Annotated in this window: 14 protein-coding genes; 10 read left to right on the forward strand and 4 right to left on the reverse strand. The window is 66.5% G+C overall.

Going from position 1 to position 17,563, the window contains the following annotated elements; genetic code table 11:
* Positions 1-24 precede the first annotated feature (24 nt).
* The 3 genes from VCJ71_RS08425 to VCJ71_RS08435 are packed head-to-tail and all read left to right on the forward strand — an operon-like array spanning position 25 to position 3,947.
* Positions 25-1,578, forward strand: coding sequence for a sensor histidine kinase (locus VCJ71_RS08425; protein WP_324640464.1), 1,554 nt, complete (start codon positions 25-27; stop codon positions 1,576-1,578).
* Positions 1,579-1,587: 9 nt separating this feature from the next.
* Positions 1,588-2,349, forward strand: coding sequence for an ATP-binding cassette domain-containing protein (locus VCJ71_RS08430; protein WP_324640465.1), 762 nt, complete (start codon positions 1,588-1,590; stop codon positions 2,347-2,349).
* Positions 2,346-3,947, forward strand: coding sequence for a glycine betaine ABC transporter substrate-binding protein (locus VCJ71_RS08435; protein ID WP_324640468.1), 1,602 nt, complete (start codon positions 2,346-2,348; stop codon positions 3,945-3,947). The genes VCJ71_RS08430 and VCJ71_RS08435 overlap by 4 nt, the downstream gene beginning before the upstream one ends.
* Here the strand turns inward: VCJ71_RS08435 and VCJ71_RS08440 are convergent.
* Together VCJ71_RS08440 and lgt are read right to left on the reverse strand one after the other, a co-directional pair.
* Positions 3,895-4,950, reverse strand: coding sequence for a class I SAM-dependent methyltransferase (locus VCJ71_RS08440; protein WP_324640469.1), 1,056 nt, complete (start codon positions 4,948-4,950; stop codon positions 3,895-3,897). The two genes, VCJ71_RS08435 and VCJ71_RS08440, sit on opposite strands and share 53 nt — an antisense overlap.
* Before the next feature lie 4 nt (positions 4,951-4,954).
* The gene (gene lgt, locus VCJ71_RS08445; protein WP_324640471.1) at positions 4,955-5,875 is read right to left on the reverse strand and encodes a prolipoprotein diacylglyceryl transferase; all 921 of its coding nucleotides are present in this window, start codon (positions 5,873-5,875) and stop codon (positions 4,955-4,957) included.
* Between the two features lie 135 nt (positions 5,876-6,010).
* Here lgt and VCJ71_RS08450 point away from each other — a divergent pair, with 135 nt between their 5' ends.
* Together VCJ71_RS08450 and VCJ71_RS08455 are read left to right on the forward strand one after the other, a co-directional pair.
* A complete protein-coding gene (locus tag VCJ71_RS08450) occupies positions 6,011-7,708 on the forward strand; it encodes a class I adenylate-forming enzyme family protein (RefSeq protein WP_324640472.1) in 1,698 nt (565 codons plus the stop codon).
* Between the two features lie 4 nt (positions 7,709-7,712).
* Positions 7,713-10,466 (forward strand): [protein-PII] uridylyltransferase, encoded by a 2,754-nt coding sequence (locus VCJ71_RS08455; RefSeq protein ID WP_324640474.1) that lies wholly within the window; start codon positions 7,713-7,715, stop codon positions 10,464-10,466.
* Positions 10,467-10,528: 62 nt separating this feature from the next.
* Here the strand turns inward: VCJ71_RS08455 and VCJ71_RS08460 are convergent, their stop codons facing one another.
* Together VCJ71_RS08460 and VCJ71_RS08465 are read right to left on the reverse strand one after the other, a co-directional pair.
* Complete coding sequence (locus tag VCJ71_RS08460; RefSeq protein WP_324640475.1) at positions 10,529-10,837, reverse strand: hypothetical protein; 309 nt, start codon at positions 10,835-10,837, stop codon at positions 10,529-10,531.
* Positions 10,834-11,502 (reverse strand): YggS family pyridoxal phosphate-dependent enzyme, encoded by a 669-nt coding sequence (locus tag VCJ71_RS08465; protein ID WP_324640477.1) that lies wholly within the window; start codon positions 11,500-11,502, stop codon positions 10,834-10,836. The genes VCJ71_RS08460 and VCJ71_RS08465 overlap by 4 nt, the downstream gene beginning before the upstream one ends.
* Before the next feature lie 29 nt (positions 11,503-11,531).
* Between VCJ71_RS08465 and VCJ71_RS08470 the strand changes: the two genes are divergently transcribed.
* From VCJ71_RS08470 to VCJ71_RS08490, 5 genes are all read left to right on the forward strand, one after another.
* Complete coding sequence (locus VCJ71_RS08470) at positions 11,532-12,113, forward strand: thiamine phosphate synthase (protein ID WP_324640907.1); 582 nt, start codon at positions 11,532-11,534, stop codon at positions 12,111-12,113.
* Positions 12,114-12,169: 56 nt separating this feature from the next.
* Positions 12,170-14,512 carry an FtsK/SpoIIIE family DNA translocase gene (locus VCJ71_RS08475; protein WP_324640479.1) on the forward strand — a complete coding sequence of 781 codons (2,343 nt, stop codon included), beginning with the start codon at positions 12,170-12,172 and terminating at the stop codon, positions 14,510-14,512.
* Positions 14,513-14,785: 273 nt separating this feature from the next.
* On the forward strand, positions 14,786-15,706 hold the full coding sequence (locus VCJ71_RS08480; RefSeq protein WP_324640481.1) for a TonB-dependent receptor: 921 nt from the start codon (positions 14,786-14,788) through the stop codon (positions 15,704-15,706).
* Positions 15,696-16,820 (forward strand): 7TM domain-containing protein, encoded by a 1,125-nt coding sequence (locus VCJ71_RS08485; protein ID WP_324640483.1) that lies wholly within the window; start codon positions 15,696-15,698, stop codon positions 16,818-16,820. Before VCJ71_RS08480 ends, VCJ71_RS08485 begins: the two co-directional genes overlap by 11 nt.
* The gene (locus VCJ71_RS08490; RefSeq protein ID WP_324640908.1) at positions 16,714-17,505 is read left to right on the forward strand and encodes a sugar-transfer associated ATP-grasp domain-containing protein; all 792 of its coding nucleotides are present in this window, start codon (positions 16,714-16,716) and stop codon (positions 17,503-17,505) included. Before VCJ71_RS08485 ends, VCJ71_RS08490 begins: the two co-directional genes overlap by 107 nt.
* The last annotated feature ends 58 nt before the right edge of the window (positions 17,506-17,563 follow it).

Raw genomic sequence — 17,563 nt, forward strand, 5'->3', positions numbered from 1 at the left:
TTCTTGCGCAGACACGCAAAGCTTTTGGAATTCAGGAAGAAATTCGCCTATACGGCTGCGCCGAAGGACATGAAGAAGCCTGATTTCATACCCTGGCCCATCGGTGCCGCACCGGACGCTGCCATGTGCGGCGAGGATAGCCGTGCCCAGGTGCTAGCCCAGTACGGCCTCGACCAGCTGCAGGACGATGGCGAGCTGGAGCGGGTCGCCCGCTTCGCCGCCAAGTTGTGCGATGCGCCCATCGCGCTGGTCACCGTGGTGGAAAAGGAACGCCAGCGCTTCCTCGCGACCGAGGGCATCGACGAGCGCGAGACCCCGCGGCCGACCAGCTTTTGCGCGCATGCCATGCTCGGCGCCGAACCGCTCGAAATCCCCGACGCGGCGGAGGATGAGCGCTTCAGCGACAATCCGCTCGTCACCGGCCAGCCAGGCATCCGCTTCTACGCCGGCCATCCGCTGGTTTCGACCGAGGGCGCACCCATCGGAGCGCTGTGCATCATCGACACGAAACCCCGCCCCGGCGGGCTGACGGATTTCCAGCGCGAAGGGCTGGCGGTGCTGGGCGGTTCGGTCATGCGCCGCCTGCTCGCCAACCGGCTGGAGCGATTGTCGCAGGCATCCTACCAACGCCGTGAAAAGCGGCTGCGGCAAATCCTCGATTCGGTGCCCGGTATCGCCTGGTCGGCCGATGCCGACCTCGATTTCGATTACTTCAACGCGCGCTACAGCGAATTCGTGGGGCGGGAGAGCCCGCGCGGTATCGACGACTGGGCGGAGGTCATCCACAAGGATGACTGGCCGGCCGCGCGCCAGAATTTCCTCGATGCGATCGAACGCGGGGAACAGAACGACGACCAGTTCCGCCTGCGGATGGCCGACGGCAGCTGGCGCTGGATGGTTTCCCGCGCGGTTCCGCTGCCGATCGAGGATGGCAGCGTCCGCTGGGTCGGCACGATTTTCGACATCGACGATGCGCACAAGGTGCACGAAGCGCGCGAGTTGCTGGCGAACGAGCTTTCGCACCGCATCAAGAACATCTTCGCCGTCATCTCCGGCCTGATCGCCCTGTCGGCGCGCAAGCTGCCGGACCATTCGGAATTCGCCAGCGAACTGACGGGCAAGATCCGCGCGCTGGGCAAGGCGCACGACATCGTGCGGCCCGAAGGCATCGTGAACGGGGCCAGCCTGAAGAGCCTGCTGGAAGGCATCTTCGCCCCCTACACCGACGACGGGCAGCCGCGGGTGGTCATATCGGGCGACGATGTGCCCGTGGGTTCGCGCGCGGCGACGCCGCTGGCGCTGGTCTTTCACGAACTGGCGACGAACAGCGCGAAATACGGTGTCCTGTCGCGCCAGCAAGGAGACGTGTCGCTCTCCATCGCCGAGCAGGACGGGGCGCTGCTCCTCCGCTGGCGGGAAAGCGATGTGCCCCAGCCGGAGGACGCGGAAGCCGGCTTCGGGTCGCGCCTGCTGACCATGAGCGTGGAAGGGCAATTGCGCGGGTTGATCGAACGGCGCTGGGCCGATGGCGGCATGACTGTGGAACTGACGGTTCCGGTGGACGCCATCACGGGCTAGCATGGCCCCATGGCGGGCCGGGCAATCCTGAAATTCGACTCAGTTTCGAAGTCGTATGGCGACATCGCGGCGCTCGGCGGCATCGACCTGTCGGTCGAGCGCGGCAGTTTCACCGCGCTGGTGGGCGCGTCGGGTTCGGGCAAGTCGACCTTGCTGAAGACCGTCAACCGGCTGGTCGAACCGACTGCCGGGACAGTGCGTTTCGCCGGTGAGGATGTCGCCGCGGTCCCCCTGGCCGCGCTGCGCCGCCGGATCGGCTACGTGTTCCAGAAGATCGGCCTGTTCCCGCACATGAGCGTGGCGGAGAACATCGGCATCGGTCCCCGGCTGGCGGGCGAACCTGCCGATGCGGGCCGCATCGCCGAACTGCTGGAGCTGGTCGACCTCGACTCCGCGATGGCGGATCGCCTGCCGTCCGAATTGTCCGGCGGGCAGCAGCAGCGCGTCGGCGTGGCACGCGCGCTGGCGGGCGGGCCGGAGCTGCTGCTGATGGACGAACCCTTCGGCGCGCTCGATCCCGTCACGCGCGACGCGCTGGGAGACCGGGTGCGCGCCCTGCACGAACGGCTGGGCCTCACCACCGTGATGGTCACTCACGACATGGCCGAAGCGCTGCTGCTGGCGGACCGCGTGCTGGTGATGGACGCTGGGGAAATCGTGGCCGACGAAACGCCGCGGTCGCTGCTGGCAGGGGGCGGCGGAGCAGTGGCGCAAGGCCTGGTCGCAGTGCCGCGACACCAGGCAGAGCGGCTGGCGGAGCTGGAGCGGTGAGCGGCCTCGGCCCCGCCCTTTTCGGGCTCGGCGACAAGCTGGCTGCCCATGTCGTGCTGTCGGCGGCTGCCATCGCGCTCGGCATCGCGGTGGCCCTGCCGCTGGCGGTATGGGCCAGCCGTTCGGAAACGGTCAGCCGCCTTGCGCTGGGTTTCGCCAGCCTCGTCCAGACAATACCCGCGCTGGCCCTGCTGGCGCTGTTCTTTCCGATCCTGCTGTCGCTGCGCGCCGTGTTCGGCGAAGGGCTGCCGACCTTGGGCTTCCTGCCCGCGCTGCTCGCCCTTTCGCTCTATGCGTTGCTGCCGATCCTGCGCAACGCGGTGACAGCGCAGGCCAATCTCGACCCCGGCGTGCTGCAGGCGGCGGACGGCGTCGGAATGACCCGCTGGCAGCGGCTGCGGCTGGTCGAAGCGCCGCTCGCCGCGCCGTTCGTAATGGCAGGCATCCGCACGGCGGCGGTGTGGACCATCGGCGCGGCGACGCTGGCCACCACCATCGGGCAGCCGAGCTTGGGCGACCCCATCTTCGCCGGGTTGCAGACGCAGAACTGGGTGCTGGTGCTGGCGGGCTGCATCGCCAGCGCGGCGCTGGCGCTGGTGGCCGACGCGCTGCTCGGCCTCGTCGAGCGGGGCTTCGCTGCCCGCAACCGCACGCTGTGGCTGGGCGGGATGATCGCCGTGCTGCTGGGCGTTGCCGCCGCCTTCGCCAGCCAGGTCGACTGGGCGGGCGAGGACGAGGACACGATCGTGATCGGCGCCAAGCAGTTCAGCGAGCAATATATCCTCGCCCGGCTGATCGGCGCGCAGCTGGAAGAGGCGGGATACGCCGTGGAATACCGCGACGGGCTCGGTTCCGCTGTGGTCCACAACGCGCTCACCAGCGGGCAGATCGACATCGCCATCGATTACACCGGCACGCTGTGGACCAACCAGCTGGGGCGCGAGGACAATCCGGGCCGCGATGCGATGTACGAGGCGATCACCGAGTGGGAGCGCGAGACGAGCGGCACGCTGGTACTGGGCCGGCTGGGGTTCGAAAACGCCTATGCGTTCGCGATGCGCGCCGACCGTGCGGCGGCGCTGGACATCGCCACGCTGGACGATCTCGCCCGGGCATCGCCGCAGCTTGTCGTCGGCGGCGATCCCGAATTCTTCGAGCGGCCCGAATGGATCGCGGTGCGCGATGCCTATGGCTTCGATTTCGCCGGGCTGCGCAATTTCTCGCCCACCTTCATGTACAACGCGCTGCGCTCGGGAGAGGCGGACGCGATCAGCGCATACACATCCGACGGGCGGATCGCGGCGGACCGGCTGGTCGTGTTGGAGGACCCGCGCGAGGCGCTGCCCAATTACGATGCGCTGCTGATGGTCGCCCCAACCCGTGCACAGGATGCGCGCCTGCTCAACGCATTGCGCCCGCTCATCGGCGCAATCGACGTCGAAGCGATGCGCGAGGCCAATTTCGCGGTCGACCGGGAGGAGGACAAGCGCACCCCGGCCGAAGCGGCGGCGATGCTGGCGCAGCAGATCGGGCTCCAGGACCCGCCTAGAACCCGGCACCGTCCGGCCAGGCCGGATCGGTCAGCGCCATCACCTTGAACAGGTCGCCCATCTGGTCGGGCCCGACCAGCCGCTCCTTCGCCGCTTGCAGCGCCTCGGCATGTTGCGGCGCATAGTCGCCGAGCGCCTTGGCCCGCGCGTCTATCCCGAGCGCAGAAAGGAAGCGGCCCTGCGTCGTCGTGCCAAGCCACTTCGCATCGCGGCTTTGGGCGATCTGGGCGAGCTGGTGGAAATCGACATGTGCGGTCAGGTCCGCCTCCCCCGGCATGGCGAAGGGATCGACCTTTTCGTGCGCGCGGATCGCCTGCAGGGTGGAGCCGGTGCGTGGCTCGCTGTGGCCGTAATCGATGAACAGCGCCGCGCCGCCCTGCTCGGTCAGGCGGCCGGCGGTTTCGAATACCGTCGCCGCCGCACCGGGGCTGGTTTCCAGCACCGTGCCTTCCTCCGCCTGCCGCCGCGCTTCGGGCACCGCGCCTTCCATCGGCTGCTCGCCCGCGACGAGGGAGAAGGTTTCGCCGTCGCTCGCCACCATGACCTCGCGCCAGCCGTGTGCGGTTTTCACCAGCTGGCGGACGGGCAGCGCATCGAGGAATTCGTTGGCGACCAGCAGGAGCGGCCCGTCGAACGGCACGCTCGACAGGTCGTTGTGCCAGCGCGCCCGCGGCACATTGGCCTGCTGGATGTCCCGCAATTCCTGCGACCCTTCGACGAGGTGGACGGCAGGCTCCAGCCCGTAGCGCGCCATGGCTTTCAGCGCATCTTTCGCCAGCGTGCCGCGTCCGGGGCCAAGTTCCACATAGTGGACCGGCTCGGTCCGCCCGGCGCGGATCCAGATGTCGGCCAGCCACAGGCCGATGAGTTCGCCGAACATCTGGCTGATTTCGGGCGCGGTGATGAAATCGCCCGCGCTGCCGAAGGGATCGCGGCTGTCGTAATAGCGGGCGTTCGATTCGCCCATGAAATGCGCGATCGAGATCGGGCCGCTGTGGGCGATGATGCGGTGGAACCGCTCCGCCGTGGTCAGCCCGTCGTCGAACGACACCGCCTCAGGCCTTTTCCGCTTTCGCTTTCATCGCCTCCCCGCTGGCAAGCTCCGGTCTGCGGATGGCGTAGAGCACCAGCGCGAGACCGGCGATCATCAGCGGGATGGTGAGCCACTGGCCCATCGACAGGCCGGTGCGCATGGCGAATTCGGTCAATTGTTCGTCCGGCTGGCGGAAGAATTCGACCGTGAAGCGCCCTGCCGCGATGCCGAGGGTGAACAGGCCGACGAGCAGGCCGGGCTTGAACCGTGCGCGGGTGCGCCAGAACAAATAGATCAGCACGATGGCGAGGATCAGGCCTTCCAGCAAGGCCTCGTAAAGCTGGCTGGGATGGCGCGGCATCGGGCCCGCGCCGGGGAAAACCATGGCCCACGGCACGTCGGTGGTGCGGCCCCACAGCTCGCCGTTGATGAAGTTCGCCATCCGGCCGAGGAACATGCCGACCGGCACCGACACGGCGATGTAATCGCACACGCGGATGAAGTTGAGGCCGGCGCGCCAGCACACCCAGCCGATCGCCAGCAGAACGCCCATCAGCCCGCCGTGGAAGCTCATCCCCCCATCCCACAATCGCAGCAGGCGATATTTGATCAAGCCCTCTTCTTCGAATGTCGTGAACAGGCTCTGGTCGTAGAACATCGCGTAGCCGAGCCGACCGCCGAAGATCACGCCCAGCGTGCAATAGAAGAACAGGTCGTCGACATGGGTCTGCCCCATCGGCGCGCCAGGCGCCTTGATCTGCTTCGACACGTGCCAGTAGGCGAACAGAATACCGAGCAGGTAGGCCAGCGAGTAATAGCGCAGGACGAATGGTCCGAACTGGTATTCGCCAAGCATGAATGACCCGAGATTTATCCCGGGCTTGAGGCCAAGCTCCGACCAATAGATCGGTTCGTTGGCTGCGGCGGCCATCAATTCCAGCACCAGGGCAATCCTCCCGCGCGCACGGAATGGCCCGCCGCGCCTGTATTTCGCGGCCTTTGCCATAGGGAGGGGATTGGTAAAACCCCGCGCGCCGCCCTAGATGGTAAAAAACGAATCAAACTGGAGAGAATGCGGATGAAGACCGAGCTCGATGTCGCCCTCAATACCGTCATGGACCACCTGCTCGACCAGGGGGGTCCTTTCGAAGTCGGCACCATCGAACGGTTCGGGCGCGAATTGCCGATCTTCGTGAACGCTCCGCCCAGCCTGCCGCATTACTTCGGCTATTTCTGCATGGGCGAACACAAGGACAAGACGTTCCTTGTCGATGGCGACATCCGCCTGACCTTCGGTGAAACCTACATGGCCGCCCGCGCGGTCGCCGCCGGCCTGATCGCGACGCACGGGGTGAAGAAGGGCGACCGCATCGGCATCGCCGCGCGCAATTCCGCCAACTGGATCGTCGCCTACATGGCATCGCTGATGGCGGGCGGCTGCGCCACTCTGCTCAACGGCTGGTGGTCGGGCGAGGAACTGCGCGACGGTATCGCGCTGGCCGATTGCTCGCTGTTGCTGGCAGACGAGCAGCGGGCGAAACGGCTCGAAGGGTTCGACCACGGCGCGAAGATCGTGCTGATGGACCACGACTGCAGCTGGCAGGACGGATTGTCGAACCTGGTGACCAATGCGGGCGAGCCCGAAGCACTGCCCGAAATGGGGCCGGACGACCTCGCCACCATCCTCTACACCTCGGGTTCCACCGGCCAGTCCAAGGGCGCATATTCCGACCACCGCGGCGTGGTGCAGGGCACGATGAGCTATGTCGCGCAAAGCGCCATGGCATTGGGCTACCTCACTGCCAAGGGCGAGGCGCCGACGCGCCAGCCCTGCGCGCTGGTGGCCGTGCCGCTGTTCCACGTCACCGGCGAAGTGCCGCTGTTCCTGCAGAGCTTCGCCCTGGGCCGCAAGCTGGTGCTGATCCCGAAGTGGGATCCCGTCGCCGCGATGAAGGCGATGGAGGACGAAGAGGTGACTTATTTCGTCGGCGTCCCGCTGATGAGCTATGAAATCGCCACCCATCCCGACCGCGCGAATTACGACCTGTCCGCCTGCCAGAGCTTCGCCGCCGGCGGCGCGCCGCGCCCGGTCGAACATGTCACCCGCATCAAGGAAGCATTCCCGGAAGGCTTCCCGCTGCTCGGCTACGGCCTCACCGAAACCAACGGCGTTGGCTGCGGCAATTTCAACGAGAACTACCTCGCCAAGCCTGGCTCCACCGGCACGCCCAGCCGCCCGCTGGTCGACATCGGCATCCTGGACGACGATGGCCAGTGCCTGCCGCAGGGCGAAATCGGAGAAGTGTCGATCCGCACCATCGCCAACTTCCTCGGCTACTGGGACAACGACGAGGCGACGAAGGCCGCGATCATGGAAGACGGGTACTTCCGCACCGGCGACCTCGGCTATCTGGACGAAGAGAACTATCTCTACATCGTCGACCGCAAGAAGGACATCATCATCCGCGGCGGCGAGAACATCTCCTGCCTCGAAGTCGAACAGGCGATCTACGCGCACGAGGAAATTTCCGAATGCTCCGTCTTCGGCGTGCCGGACGAACGGCTGGGGGAAGTGCCCGCCGCGGTATGGCTGCCGGTCGAAGGCAGCAGCCTGACAGAGGACGAATTGCGCGCCTTCGTGGCCGAGCATATCGCCCGCTTCAAGGTGCCCGAATTGCTGTGGAAGGCCGACGGCCCGCTGCCGCGCCTCGGCACCGCGAAGATCGACCGCAAGCTGCTACGCGAGCAATACACCGCCGAACTCGCGGCCGGGTGACGGCTTGACGGCGATCCGAATTCCCGACCAGCGGGCGATCATCGATCGCCGCCAGCTTGCCAGCCGGATCGCCGCCCTCGCCGCCGAGGGAGCGCCGCGGCAGGAGGTGGTGAAGCTTGCCCGCTCGGCGCTCGACGAGGGGCGCGAGGAACTCGCGCGCCGCCTTGCCGACAGCCCCAACGCGGGGCACGAGATCGCGGCAGGCCAGACCTTCCTGGTCGACCAGATCATCCGCGTTCTGCACGATCACATCGTCACCGACGTCTATCCCAACGCCAACCGTTCCAGCGGGGAGCGGATCGCCCTGATCGCCGTCGGAGGCTACGGGCGCGAGGAGATGGCGCCGCAATCCGATGTCGACATCGCCTTCGTCACCCCCGGCAAGCAGACCGCGTGGTGCGAACAGGTGATCGAGGCGCTGCTTTATTTCCTGTGGGACCTTGGCCTGAAGGTCGGCCATTCCAGCCGCTCGCTCGATGATGTCATCCGCATGGCGAAGGAAGACCTCACCATCCGTACCGCGCTGCTCGAAGGGCGCTACCTGTGGGGCGACCGCGACCTCTACGATGCGGCCTCTGCCCGGTTCTGGGCGGAAGTGGTCTCCGGCAGCGAGAAGCAGTTCGTCGCGGAGAAACTGGAAGAGCGCAACGCCCGGCACAAGCGCATGGGCGACAGCCGCTACGTCGTCGAACCCAATGTGAAGGAAGGCAAAGGCGGGCTTCGCGACCTGCAGGCCCTCTACTGGATCGGCAAATATATCCACCGCGTGGAAAACGCCGCCGAGCTGGTCGAGAAGGGGCTTTTTACCCAGACCGAATACCGCGCCTTCCGCCGGGCGGAACGGTTCCTGCTGGCGGTGCGCGCGCATCTCCACACCATCACCGGCCGCGCCGAAGACCGCCTGACCTTCGACCTCCAGCGCGAGGTGGCGAAGCGGATGCGCTATGCCGACCGGCCGGGCAAGAGCGCGGTCGAACGCTTCATGCAGTTCTATTTCCTGCAGGCGAAGCGGGTCGGCAGCCTGACGGGCGTGTTCCTCAGCCAGTTGGACGAACAGTTCGCGAAGAAAACCGCGCGGCGGGGCCTGCTCGCCACGTTCCGCCCGCGCCCGCGCGAGCTCAAGGGCTACGAGGTGTTCGGCGGCAAGATTTCCGCGCCCACCGACGGCTGGTTCAGGGACGATCCGGTGCGGCTGGTCGAGATCTTCCAGCTGGCCGAGGAGCACGCGCTGGAAGTCCATCCCGACACGATGCGGCAGGCCCGGCGTGACATGAAGCTGATCACCCGCGACGTACGCGAAGATGCACGAGCGAACGCGCTGTTCCTCAAGCTGTTGGCCGGCCGCAACGATCCCGAAGCGGTGCTGCGCTGGATGAACGAGGCGGGCGTGTTCGGCCGTTTCGTGCCCGATTTCGGCAAGGTCGAGGCGCAGATGCAATTCGACATGTACCACCACTACACGGTGGACGAGCACACGATCCGCGCCATCGGCCTGCTCAGCCGGATCGAGCGCGGCGAGCTGGTGGAGGACCACCCGCGCTCCACCGCCCTGATGCCGCAGCTCGCCCATCGCCGCGTGCTCTATGTCGCGGTGCTGCTGCACGATATCGCCAAGGGCCGAGGCGGGGACCACTCGGTGCTCGGCGGCGAGGTGGCAGAGGAATTGTGCCCCCGCTTCGGCCTAGACGAGGGCGAGACGGAGCTGGTCGCATGGCTGGTGCGCGAGCATTTGCTGATGAGCCGCACGGCGCAGAAGCGCGACTTGTCAGATTCCAAGACCGTCAGCGATTTCGTGGCCGAAGTGCGCACCCTGGAACGCCTGCGGCTGCTGATGATCCTGACCGTGGTGGACATCCGCGCCGTCGGCCCCGGCACGTGGAACGACTGGAAGCGCCAGCTGATCGGCCAGCTGTACGAACTGGCCGAGGAACAGCTGCGGCTGGGCCACAAGAGCCGCGGGCGCGCGGAAACCGTGGCGATGAAGCGCCGTACCGTGCGCGAACTCATTGCCGATGACGCGGTCGATTACGATGCCATCGCCGACCTCTTCACCGACAGCTACTGGATCGCCGAGCCCGAGGACATCGCCGCGCGCAACCTGGTGCAATACCGCGCGGCGGAAGAAATGGACCACATGCTGTCGGTCCACACCGAGTTCGTGGAAGATCGCGGCGCGACGCTGGTCACCATCATCGCCGACGACCACCCCGGCCTGTTCTTTCGGATCGCGGGCGGCATCCACCTCGCCGGTGGCAACATCATCGACGCACGCATCCACACCACTACGAACGGCAAGGCGGTCGACAACTTCCTGGTGCAGGACCCGGTCGGACGGCCGTTTGCGGAAGCCGCGCAGCCGGAACGGCTGGAGCAATCGATCCGCGATGCCATCGCCAATCGCGGCGAGCTGGTACAGGGCCTCGCCAAGCGCCCGCTACCCCGCACCCGCGCCGGCCATTTCGACGTGCGCCCCGCGGTCGCCTTTGACAACCGCGCATCGAGCCGCTTCACCGTGATCGAGGTATCCGCCCGCGACCGGCCCGCCCTGCTAAACCGGCTGGCCCGCTCGCTGTTCGAAAGCCAGCTGGTGGTCCATTCCGCCCACATCACCCACTACGGCGAACGCGCGGTCGACATCTTTTACGTCACCGACCTGACGGGCGGAAAGGTGGTCGCGCCCGACCGGATGAAAGCCGTCGAGGCGCGCCTGCTGGAAGCCGCCAGCGACGAATTGCAGCGCGAGATCGAAGCGGCTTGAGGCTGGGTTTCGGGGCGGGAGGTTTTGCTCCGGACTCACTTCCTCCGCTCAGCCTGAGCAAGCTAATCGGGCATCGGCTTGGTTGAGGTAAAATCGTCACCGTACCACCGGGGCAAGAGTTCGAGCCTCACTCCGTTCGCCGTTATCCAGCCCTCCAGGCATTCCTTGGCTGCATCCGACGGCGTCGAGGCGAAAAACACTCGCGCTTCGCCAATCGCGTGGGAGCCATGTAATTCCAAGCGAAGCGCTCGAATACCGCAGGCACTGGCGGCGTCGATAACCGCATGAATACTTTCCAGCGGGCCAGCAGCGACGGGAGCCTGAGGCACCTGCACCATGAATGCGATTGCAGTGGCAATCATGGTTTTCACCCCCGCTCCCCGAACAACGCGCTGCCGACGCGGACGTGGGTAGCGCCAAGCATTACGGCGGTTTCGTAGTCGCCGCTCATGCCCATGCTGAGGCCTTCCACGCCATTGTCTTTCGCCAGCTTGTGCAGCAGCGCGAAAAAGGGGGCGGGTTCGATGTCGGCTGGGGGCAGACACATGAGGCCGGCGACCGGCACGTCCATCTCGCGCGCCTTGGCGAGGAAGCCTGGGAGCGCCTGCACCGCGCAGCCGCCCTTCTGCGGCTCTTGGCCCACGTCGACCTGCACGAAACACGGCACTTGGCGGGCGGCCTTGTCCATCGCCTTGGCCAGTGCTTTCAGCAGGCTTGGCCGGTCGAGCGAATGGATCACATCGAAAGTCGCCACCGCGTCCTCCGCCTTGTTGGACTGCAGCTGGCCGACCATGTGCAGCACCGCATCGGGATAGGCCTCGCGCAACGCGGGCCATTTGCCTTGCGCCTCCTGTACGCGGTTCTCGCCGAAATGGCGCTGGCCCTGCTGGAGGAGCGGCTCGATCGCGCCTGCCGGATGGGTCTTGCTGATCGCGACGAGCGTAACGTCTTCGGGCGCGCGCCGGGCGATCCGGCACTTGGCGGCGATGTTCGCGCGAACGGTTTCGAGCGGGGAATTCTCTCGTGTGTCGGCCATGGCAAAGGCGCTATAGCGTCCGCGTGACGATGCGGAACCCCTCCCCTGCACCAGCGCCTGCACCGGAACCCCTGCCGCTGCTCTGGCTGCTCTCGGACGAGCGCAACGATGCCGGGATCGAACAAGCCTTCGCAAACCTGCCCGAAGCGTCCGGATTCGTCTTCCGCCACTATCACCTCGATGGTGAAAAACGGCGAGATCGCTTTACCCATTTGGCTAGTTTGGCGCGGTCGCATCGCCATCGCGTCGTCCTGTCCGGAGACGTCGAGACAGCGCGCGAGTGGGGCGCGGACGGCGTTTACGGCTCCGCAGCGCTCCAGCCTGCCGCCGGCCACCTGCGCCTCGCCGCCGCGCATGACGGCGCCGAATTGCAGGCAGCCAACGCTGCCGGGGTCGACGGCGTCTTCCTCTCCCCCGTCTTTCCCACCCGCTCCCACCCCGGCGCCGGTGCGCTTGGCCCGATGGGGTTCGCGGTGCTGGCGCAGCAGTCGCTCGTCCCGGTCATCGCGCTTGGCGGCATGACGGCGGAGCGCGCGCAAGTGCTCGGCTGGCCGCGCTGGGGCGCGATCGACGGGCTGGCAGACGGCCTGCGAGCCCAACGGCGCACTTGACGGCGAGTCCCGCAAGGACTCAAATGGCGCCCGCTTAGGACGAGGACGAAATTATCATGGCGACCCGCGTAATGACCCGCAGTGCCCAGGCGGACTGGCGCGCCGCATTCCGCGCGTCGCTGCGCCGCGCCGGGCAGATGGCAGGGGCCGGCGCCTTGGTGCTGGCGATGCTGTTCCTCGGCCTCGCGCTCGCCAGCTATACGCAGACGGATCCCAGCGGATCGACCGCGGCATCGGGCGACGATGTACGCAACTGGATGGGCATCGCAGGCGCGTGGGCATCCGAGCGCGCCCTCTTGCTGTTCGGCGTGCCGGCCGTCCTGCTGCTGCCGCTGCTTTATGCCTTTGCCCGCAAGCTGTGGCTCGATTCCGGTAACGAGGACACCGGCCCGGTCGCGGGCAAGTGGTGGCGCACGGTGGGCAAGCTGGTGGGCGGCATGGCGCTGCTCTCCACCGCGCTTTCCCTGATGTTTACCGGCCCCGGCGGCACGCTGCCGGCCTCGATGGGCGGGCTGACCGGCCTGCTCGGCGCGGGCGCGGTGCGCGGGCTGGCAGGGCTTGCGGGGGATACCGCTTCGGGCTGGATCATCGGCCTTGCCGCATTGCTGACGCTGGCCGGCGGAGCGTTCGTTGCGGGCCGCGTTTTCGCGCTCGACTGGGCAAAGCTCCTCACGCTGCCGCTGCTGCTGCGCCGCCCGCGCGCGATCCCCGGCGCCGCGCGCGACATCATCCCCGCCACCCGCGCCAAATTCGCCGAGCCCGGGCCGAGCGAGGACCCGCCTGTGGTCGCCGACGCGCCGCCGCGCCGACCGCCCGAGATCACCGATCCCACCGCCCCGCCCCAACGCGCCAAGGTACGGAAAACACAGCAGAAAGACCTGTTCGCCGACGTCCAGCTGCCGAGCCTGGACCTGCTCGCCGACGCGGCCGAGGATTCCGCGCCGAAGATCGACAAGCTGGCGCTGGAACGCAACGCCCGCCTGCTCGAAAACGTGCTCGACGATTTCAACGTGAAAGGCGAAATCACCGCCGTGCGCACCGGCCCGGTGGTGACGATGTACGAGCTGGAGCCCGCCCCCGGCATCAAGGCCAGCCGCGTGATCGGCCTGGCCGAAGACATCGCCCGCAACATGAGCGCGGTGTCAGCTCGCGTCTCACCCATTCCCGGCAAGACGGTGATGGGTATCGAACTGCCCAATGCGAAGCGCCAGATGGTCAGCTTCAAGGAACTGATCGCGTCGGAAGCCTTCGCCGGGCACAAGGGCGGCCTGCCGATCATCCTGGGCAAGGATATCGCCGGCGAGCCGATCGTCGCCGACCTTGCCGCCATGCCCCACCTGCTGGTGGCCGGTACCACCGGTTCGGGCAAGTCGGTCGGCCTCAACGCCATCCTGCTGAGCCTGCTGTACCGCTTCACCCCCGCCGAATTGCGCCTGATCCTGATCGATCCCAAGGTGCTGGAACTGAAGAGTTACGACGATATCCCCCACCTCCTCAGTCAGGTGGTGACGGAGCCGCAGAAGTCGGTCCGCGCGCTCAAATGGGCGGTCGAGGAAATGGAGCGGCGCTATCGCATGATGTCGAGCATCGGCGCGCGCAATCTCAACGGTTTCAACGAGCGGGTGAAGGCCGCGATCGCCAAGGGCAAACCGCTCGGCCGGCGGGTCCAGACCGGCTTCGATCCGGAGACCGGTGAGGAGATTTTCGAGGAGGAACAGCTCGATTACGAAGTCCTGCCGCAGATCGTGCTGATCGTGGACGAACTGGCCGATTTGATGGTCACCGTCGGCAAGGATATCGAGGTTCTGATTCAACGGCTTAGCCAGAAATCGCGCGCCGCCGGCATCCACCTGATCATGGCCACGCAGCGCCCCTCGGTGGACGTCATCACCGGCGTCATCAAGGCCAACCTGCCGACCCGGATCAGCTTCCACGTCACCAGCCGCATCGACAGCCGCACGATCCTGGGCGAACAGGGCGCCGAACAGCTGCTCGGCAAGGGCGACATGCTGTTCAAGCCGAACACCGATCCGATCAAGCGCGTGCACGGCCCGTTCGTGTCCGACGAGGAGGTCGAGGACGTTGCCAACCACTGGCGCGGCCAGGGCAGCCCCGAATACATCGACAGCGTGACCGAGGAGCCGGAAGACGGCGGATTCGGTTTCGAGGACGATTTGACCGCAAGCGACGACCCGGCGGAAAGAAAATATCGCGCCGCCTGCCAGATCGTTTTCGAGAGCCAGAAAGCGTCCGCCAGCTGGATCCAGCGGCAGATGAAAGTGGGATACAACACCGCCGCGAAATGGGTCGAGCGGATGGAGGAGGAGGGGCTGGTCGGCCCCGCCAACCACGTCGGCAAGCGCGAAGTCTATCGCGACCGTGACGGTAATGTCTTGTAATATAGACTAAGTTTTCCCGGCAGCTCCCCGCGCGCGACGCGCCCCCGCGTAGGTGCGCCTCACGCGCGACGCGGGCGCACGGGCCCCGGCCAACCGTTAACGATTCCCCCTAACGCGACCACTGAGCCCGGACTTGCCTTGGTCCCCTAACCGCTTGGTCCAGCTGGAAAGCGCTGGTTAGCGCTCGTGGTTGCCGGGCGTGGTTAGCAAATTCTTTACGCGGCGCTCCGTAGAATTCCCTGCATGGAACGCAGAATACACACCCGCGCCCGCGTGAAAGGGATTTTCGCGCTTTGTTCCCTCATTTTCGGCCTGGTGCTTCCACCGTCAGCCGCGGCCCAGGATGACGCGCGATGGCGCTTCGATCCCTACGGCCGGGTCGAACTCGGCTTCGTCAGCGCCGAGAGCGGCGACCGCGAGGAGCAGATCGTGGTCGATGGCGATGCGGTGACGCTGCGCCTGCAGGCAGGCGCCGAGCTCGCCAGCGACACCACCACCTTCCAGCTCGAGGCCGACCGGATCTACGTCGACCGGCTGGGCGAGGGTCGCAGCAGCTACCAGCGCGACCGCTTCACCGCCACGCTGGACCAGGAACTGGACAGCGACTGGGAAATCCGGCTGCAGGCCCGCCGCTACGACGATTTCATCACCGCCGAAGCGAACGACACGGACGAAACGTCCGGCCTCGTGCGGTTCACCTACGAACCCGAACGCGCCCACCGCTTCCGCCTGTCGGCAAGCTGGCGCGAGCGGGAATACGATCCTTCCCCGGAAGACGGACCTGACGCTTTCGCCACCACCGGCCGTGGCCCCCGTGTCGATGCGGAATACCGCCACCGGCTGGGTCGTTATCACTACTTCGCGGCAGACCTGCGCGCAGAGAGCATCGCGTCGGACGATGCGTTCCGCCGCTATTCGCGCCAGTCCGGCGCGGTCAGCTACACTCGCCCGCTCAACCACGACCTGCGGGTGCGGCCGGGGGTGGAAGCGATCCACACCCGCTTCGGCGGCCGTACGGGCGACGATGGCGAGGTGCGCAGCGATTTCCGCATCGCCCCAGAAGTCGAGCTGCTGTGGTGGCCCGGCCAGTGGCGCATCGAGGCCGAGGCCAAGGCCATCTTCATCGATTCCAACGACGAACGCCGTGACCGCGCAGGCTACCGCCTGACCATTGCCGCGGGATATGTTTTCTAAGAAAGCCCAACTCCTTAAGCGCATTATTGCGCGGGCGACGCCCCAAGTCCGCCGGCCGTTCTACATCGGCTGTGCGGTCGGCGGGGCGTTGCTCGCGCTCGTCGTACTCGGTTTCTGGAATACCTCGCGCTGGACGGACATGCCGTCCGCGCTCGGCGGGATCGCCGTTTCGCAGGCCGTCTGGGGCCTGAAGCCTTCCAACCTGCTGATGGTCCTGCCGGTCGGCGCCTTCCTGGTGGTGCTGGCCCGCAGCTTCGTGGGCGTGAAGGCGTTCGGCCTGTTCACGCCGATGCTGATTGCCCTCGCCTTCCTGCAGATCGGCCCCGTGTTCGGCCCCGTGGTGCTCGGCACCTCGGTGCTTGCCGGGATGCTGATGGCCCCCGCCCTGCTCAAATTGCGGATGACCCGCGTCGGTTTCCTCGGCGTGCTGATCTCGCTCGTGGTTCTCATTCTCGTCGCGCTGCAGACCATCCTCGACCGGAACCTGCAGGTCGACGCATTCCCCGTCGTCGTGTGCGCGCTGGTGGTCGAACGCTGGCGCAAGACGTGGGAGAAGGACGGCTGGTGGCCTTCCGTCTGGCACGCCGGCAGCACGTTCCTCGTCTCGCTGATCATCACCTATGTGATGGTTTCGCCCGTGGCCCTCGCGGTCATCAATTTCTCACCGCTGCTCATGCCCGCCTTCATGGCGGTCGCGATCGCAGTCCTCGGCCGATACCGCGGCCTGAGGCTGTCCGAACTCATCCGCTTCGCACCTATCTGGCTGGAAGGAAGACGCAATGCCAATGCCAACGCCAATCCGCTCGCTTCGGGACAGGATCCTGGGACGGAAAACACCGGGCTCGACCCGGGCGGAGGAGAGCCGCCCGGCAACATCGCAGACCTCCTCGTCAATAACGGCGTCGGCGCTCCTGAAGCGGCCGGCGCCGAAAGTGCGTCAACCGGACCAGATTCTGGGGATCAACTTGCGGAACGCGATAATCGCGAAATACAACGGCCGCCAAGCGATCGAGCGGGCCCGCGACAAGGTCGCCGCGAAAGTGGCCCTGGTCGAACGCGGCATCGCCACCACCGGTACGATAGCCGTTATCTCCAGCTATGGGGAACTCGGTAATTTCGACCCCGAAAAGGTCCTGCCGCCGGCGTGGGCGATCAAGCCCGCACGTGGATCGCAGGGCGACGGTATCCTGCTGGCCGTGGGCAAGAAAGGGCGCAACTGGCTGAAGGGATCGGGCAAGGAAATGACCCCGGCGGACGTCTACAACCACGTCCAGAAAGTGGTCGACGGGCAGTTTTCCGGCGACAGCGAGCCGCAGGATGCGGCGCTGATCGAGCCGCTGATCATCGCCGACCCGACCATCGCCGCACTGGTCGACGACGGGCTGCCGGACATGCGCGTGATCTGCCTGAAGGACGAACCGATCATGGCGATGATGCGGTTTCCCACCAACGAGTCAGACGGCAAGGCCAACCTGCACCAGGGCGGGATCGGCGCGGGCGTGGCGCTGGACACGGGCATCCTCTTTCGCGCCAAGCAAGGGACGAAAGTGCTGACCCACCATCCCGATACCGGCGCCAATCTGATCGGTTTCCAGGTGCCGCACTGGGACAAGGTGCTCGACATCGCCGGCCGTTCCGGCCCCGCCATCGGGCTGGGGTACTGCGGTGTCGACATCGTCCACGACAAGAACCACGGGCCGATGGTTATCGAGGTAAACGCCCACCCCGGCATCGAAATCCAGAACACCACGCTGCAGGGCCTGCGCGGGGCGATGGCGCTGCTGGGCGAATTCGATTGAGGTTGCGGGCAACTGGTTTCAACCGTAACGGCCTCTCCAATCGAAATCGCCGTTGGAG

Origin of the sequence: Pseudoblastomonas aquimaris (assembly GCF_035481675.1) — a bacterium.
Lineage (GTDB): Bacteria > Pseudomonadota > Alphaproteobacteria > Sphingomonadales > Sphingomonadaceae > Alteriqipengyuania_B.

Coding starts and splice junctions, on each gene's coding strand:
- VCJ71_RS08430 (WP_324640465.1), top strand. CDS start 1,588: ATGGCGGGCCGGGCAATCCTGAAATTCGACTCAGTTTCGAAGTCGTAT.
- VCJ71_RS08450 (WP_324640472.1), top strand. CDS start 6,011: ATGAAGACCGAGCTCGATGTCGCCCTCAATACCGTCATGGACCACCTG.
- VCJ71_RS08465 (WP_324640477.1), bottom strand. CDS start 11,502: ATGGCCGACACACGAGAGAATTCCCCGCTCGAAACCGTTCGCGCGAAC.
- VCJ71_RS08470 (WP_324640907.1), top strand. CDS start 11,532: ATGCGGAACCCCTCCCCTGCACCAGCGCCTGCACCGGAACCCCTGCCG.
- VCJ71_RS08475 (WP_324640479.1), top strand. CDS start 12,170: ATGGCGACCCGCGTAATGACCCGCAGTGCCCAGGCGGACTGGCGCGCC.
- VCJ71_RS08485 (WP_324640483.1), top strand. CDS start 15,696: ATGTTTTCTAAGAAAGCCCAACTCCTTAAGCGCATTATTGCGCGGGCG.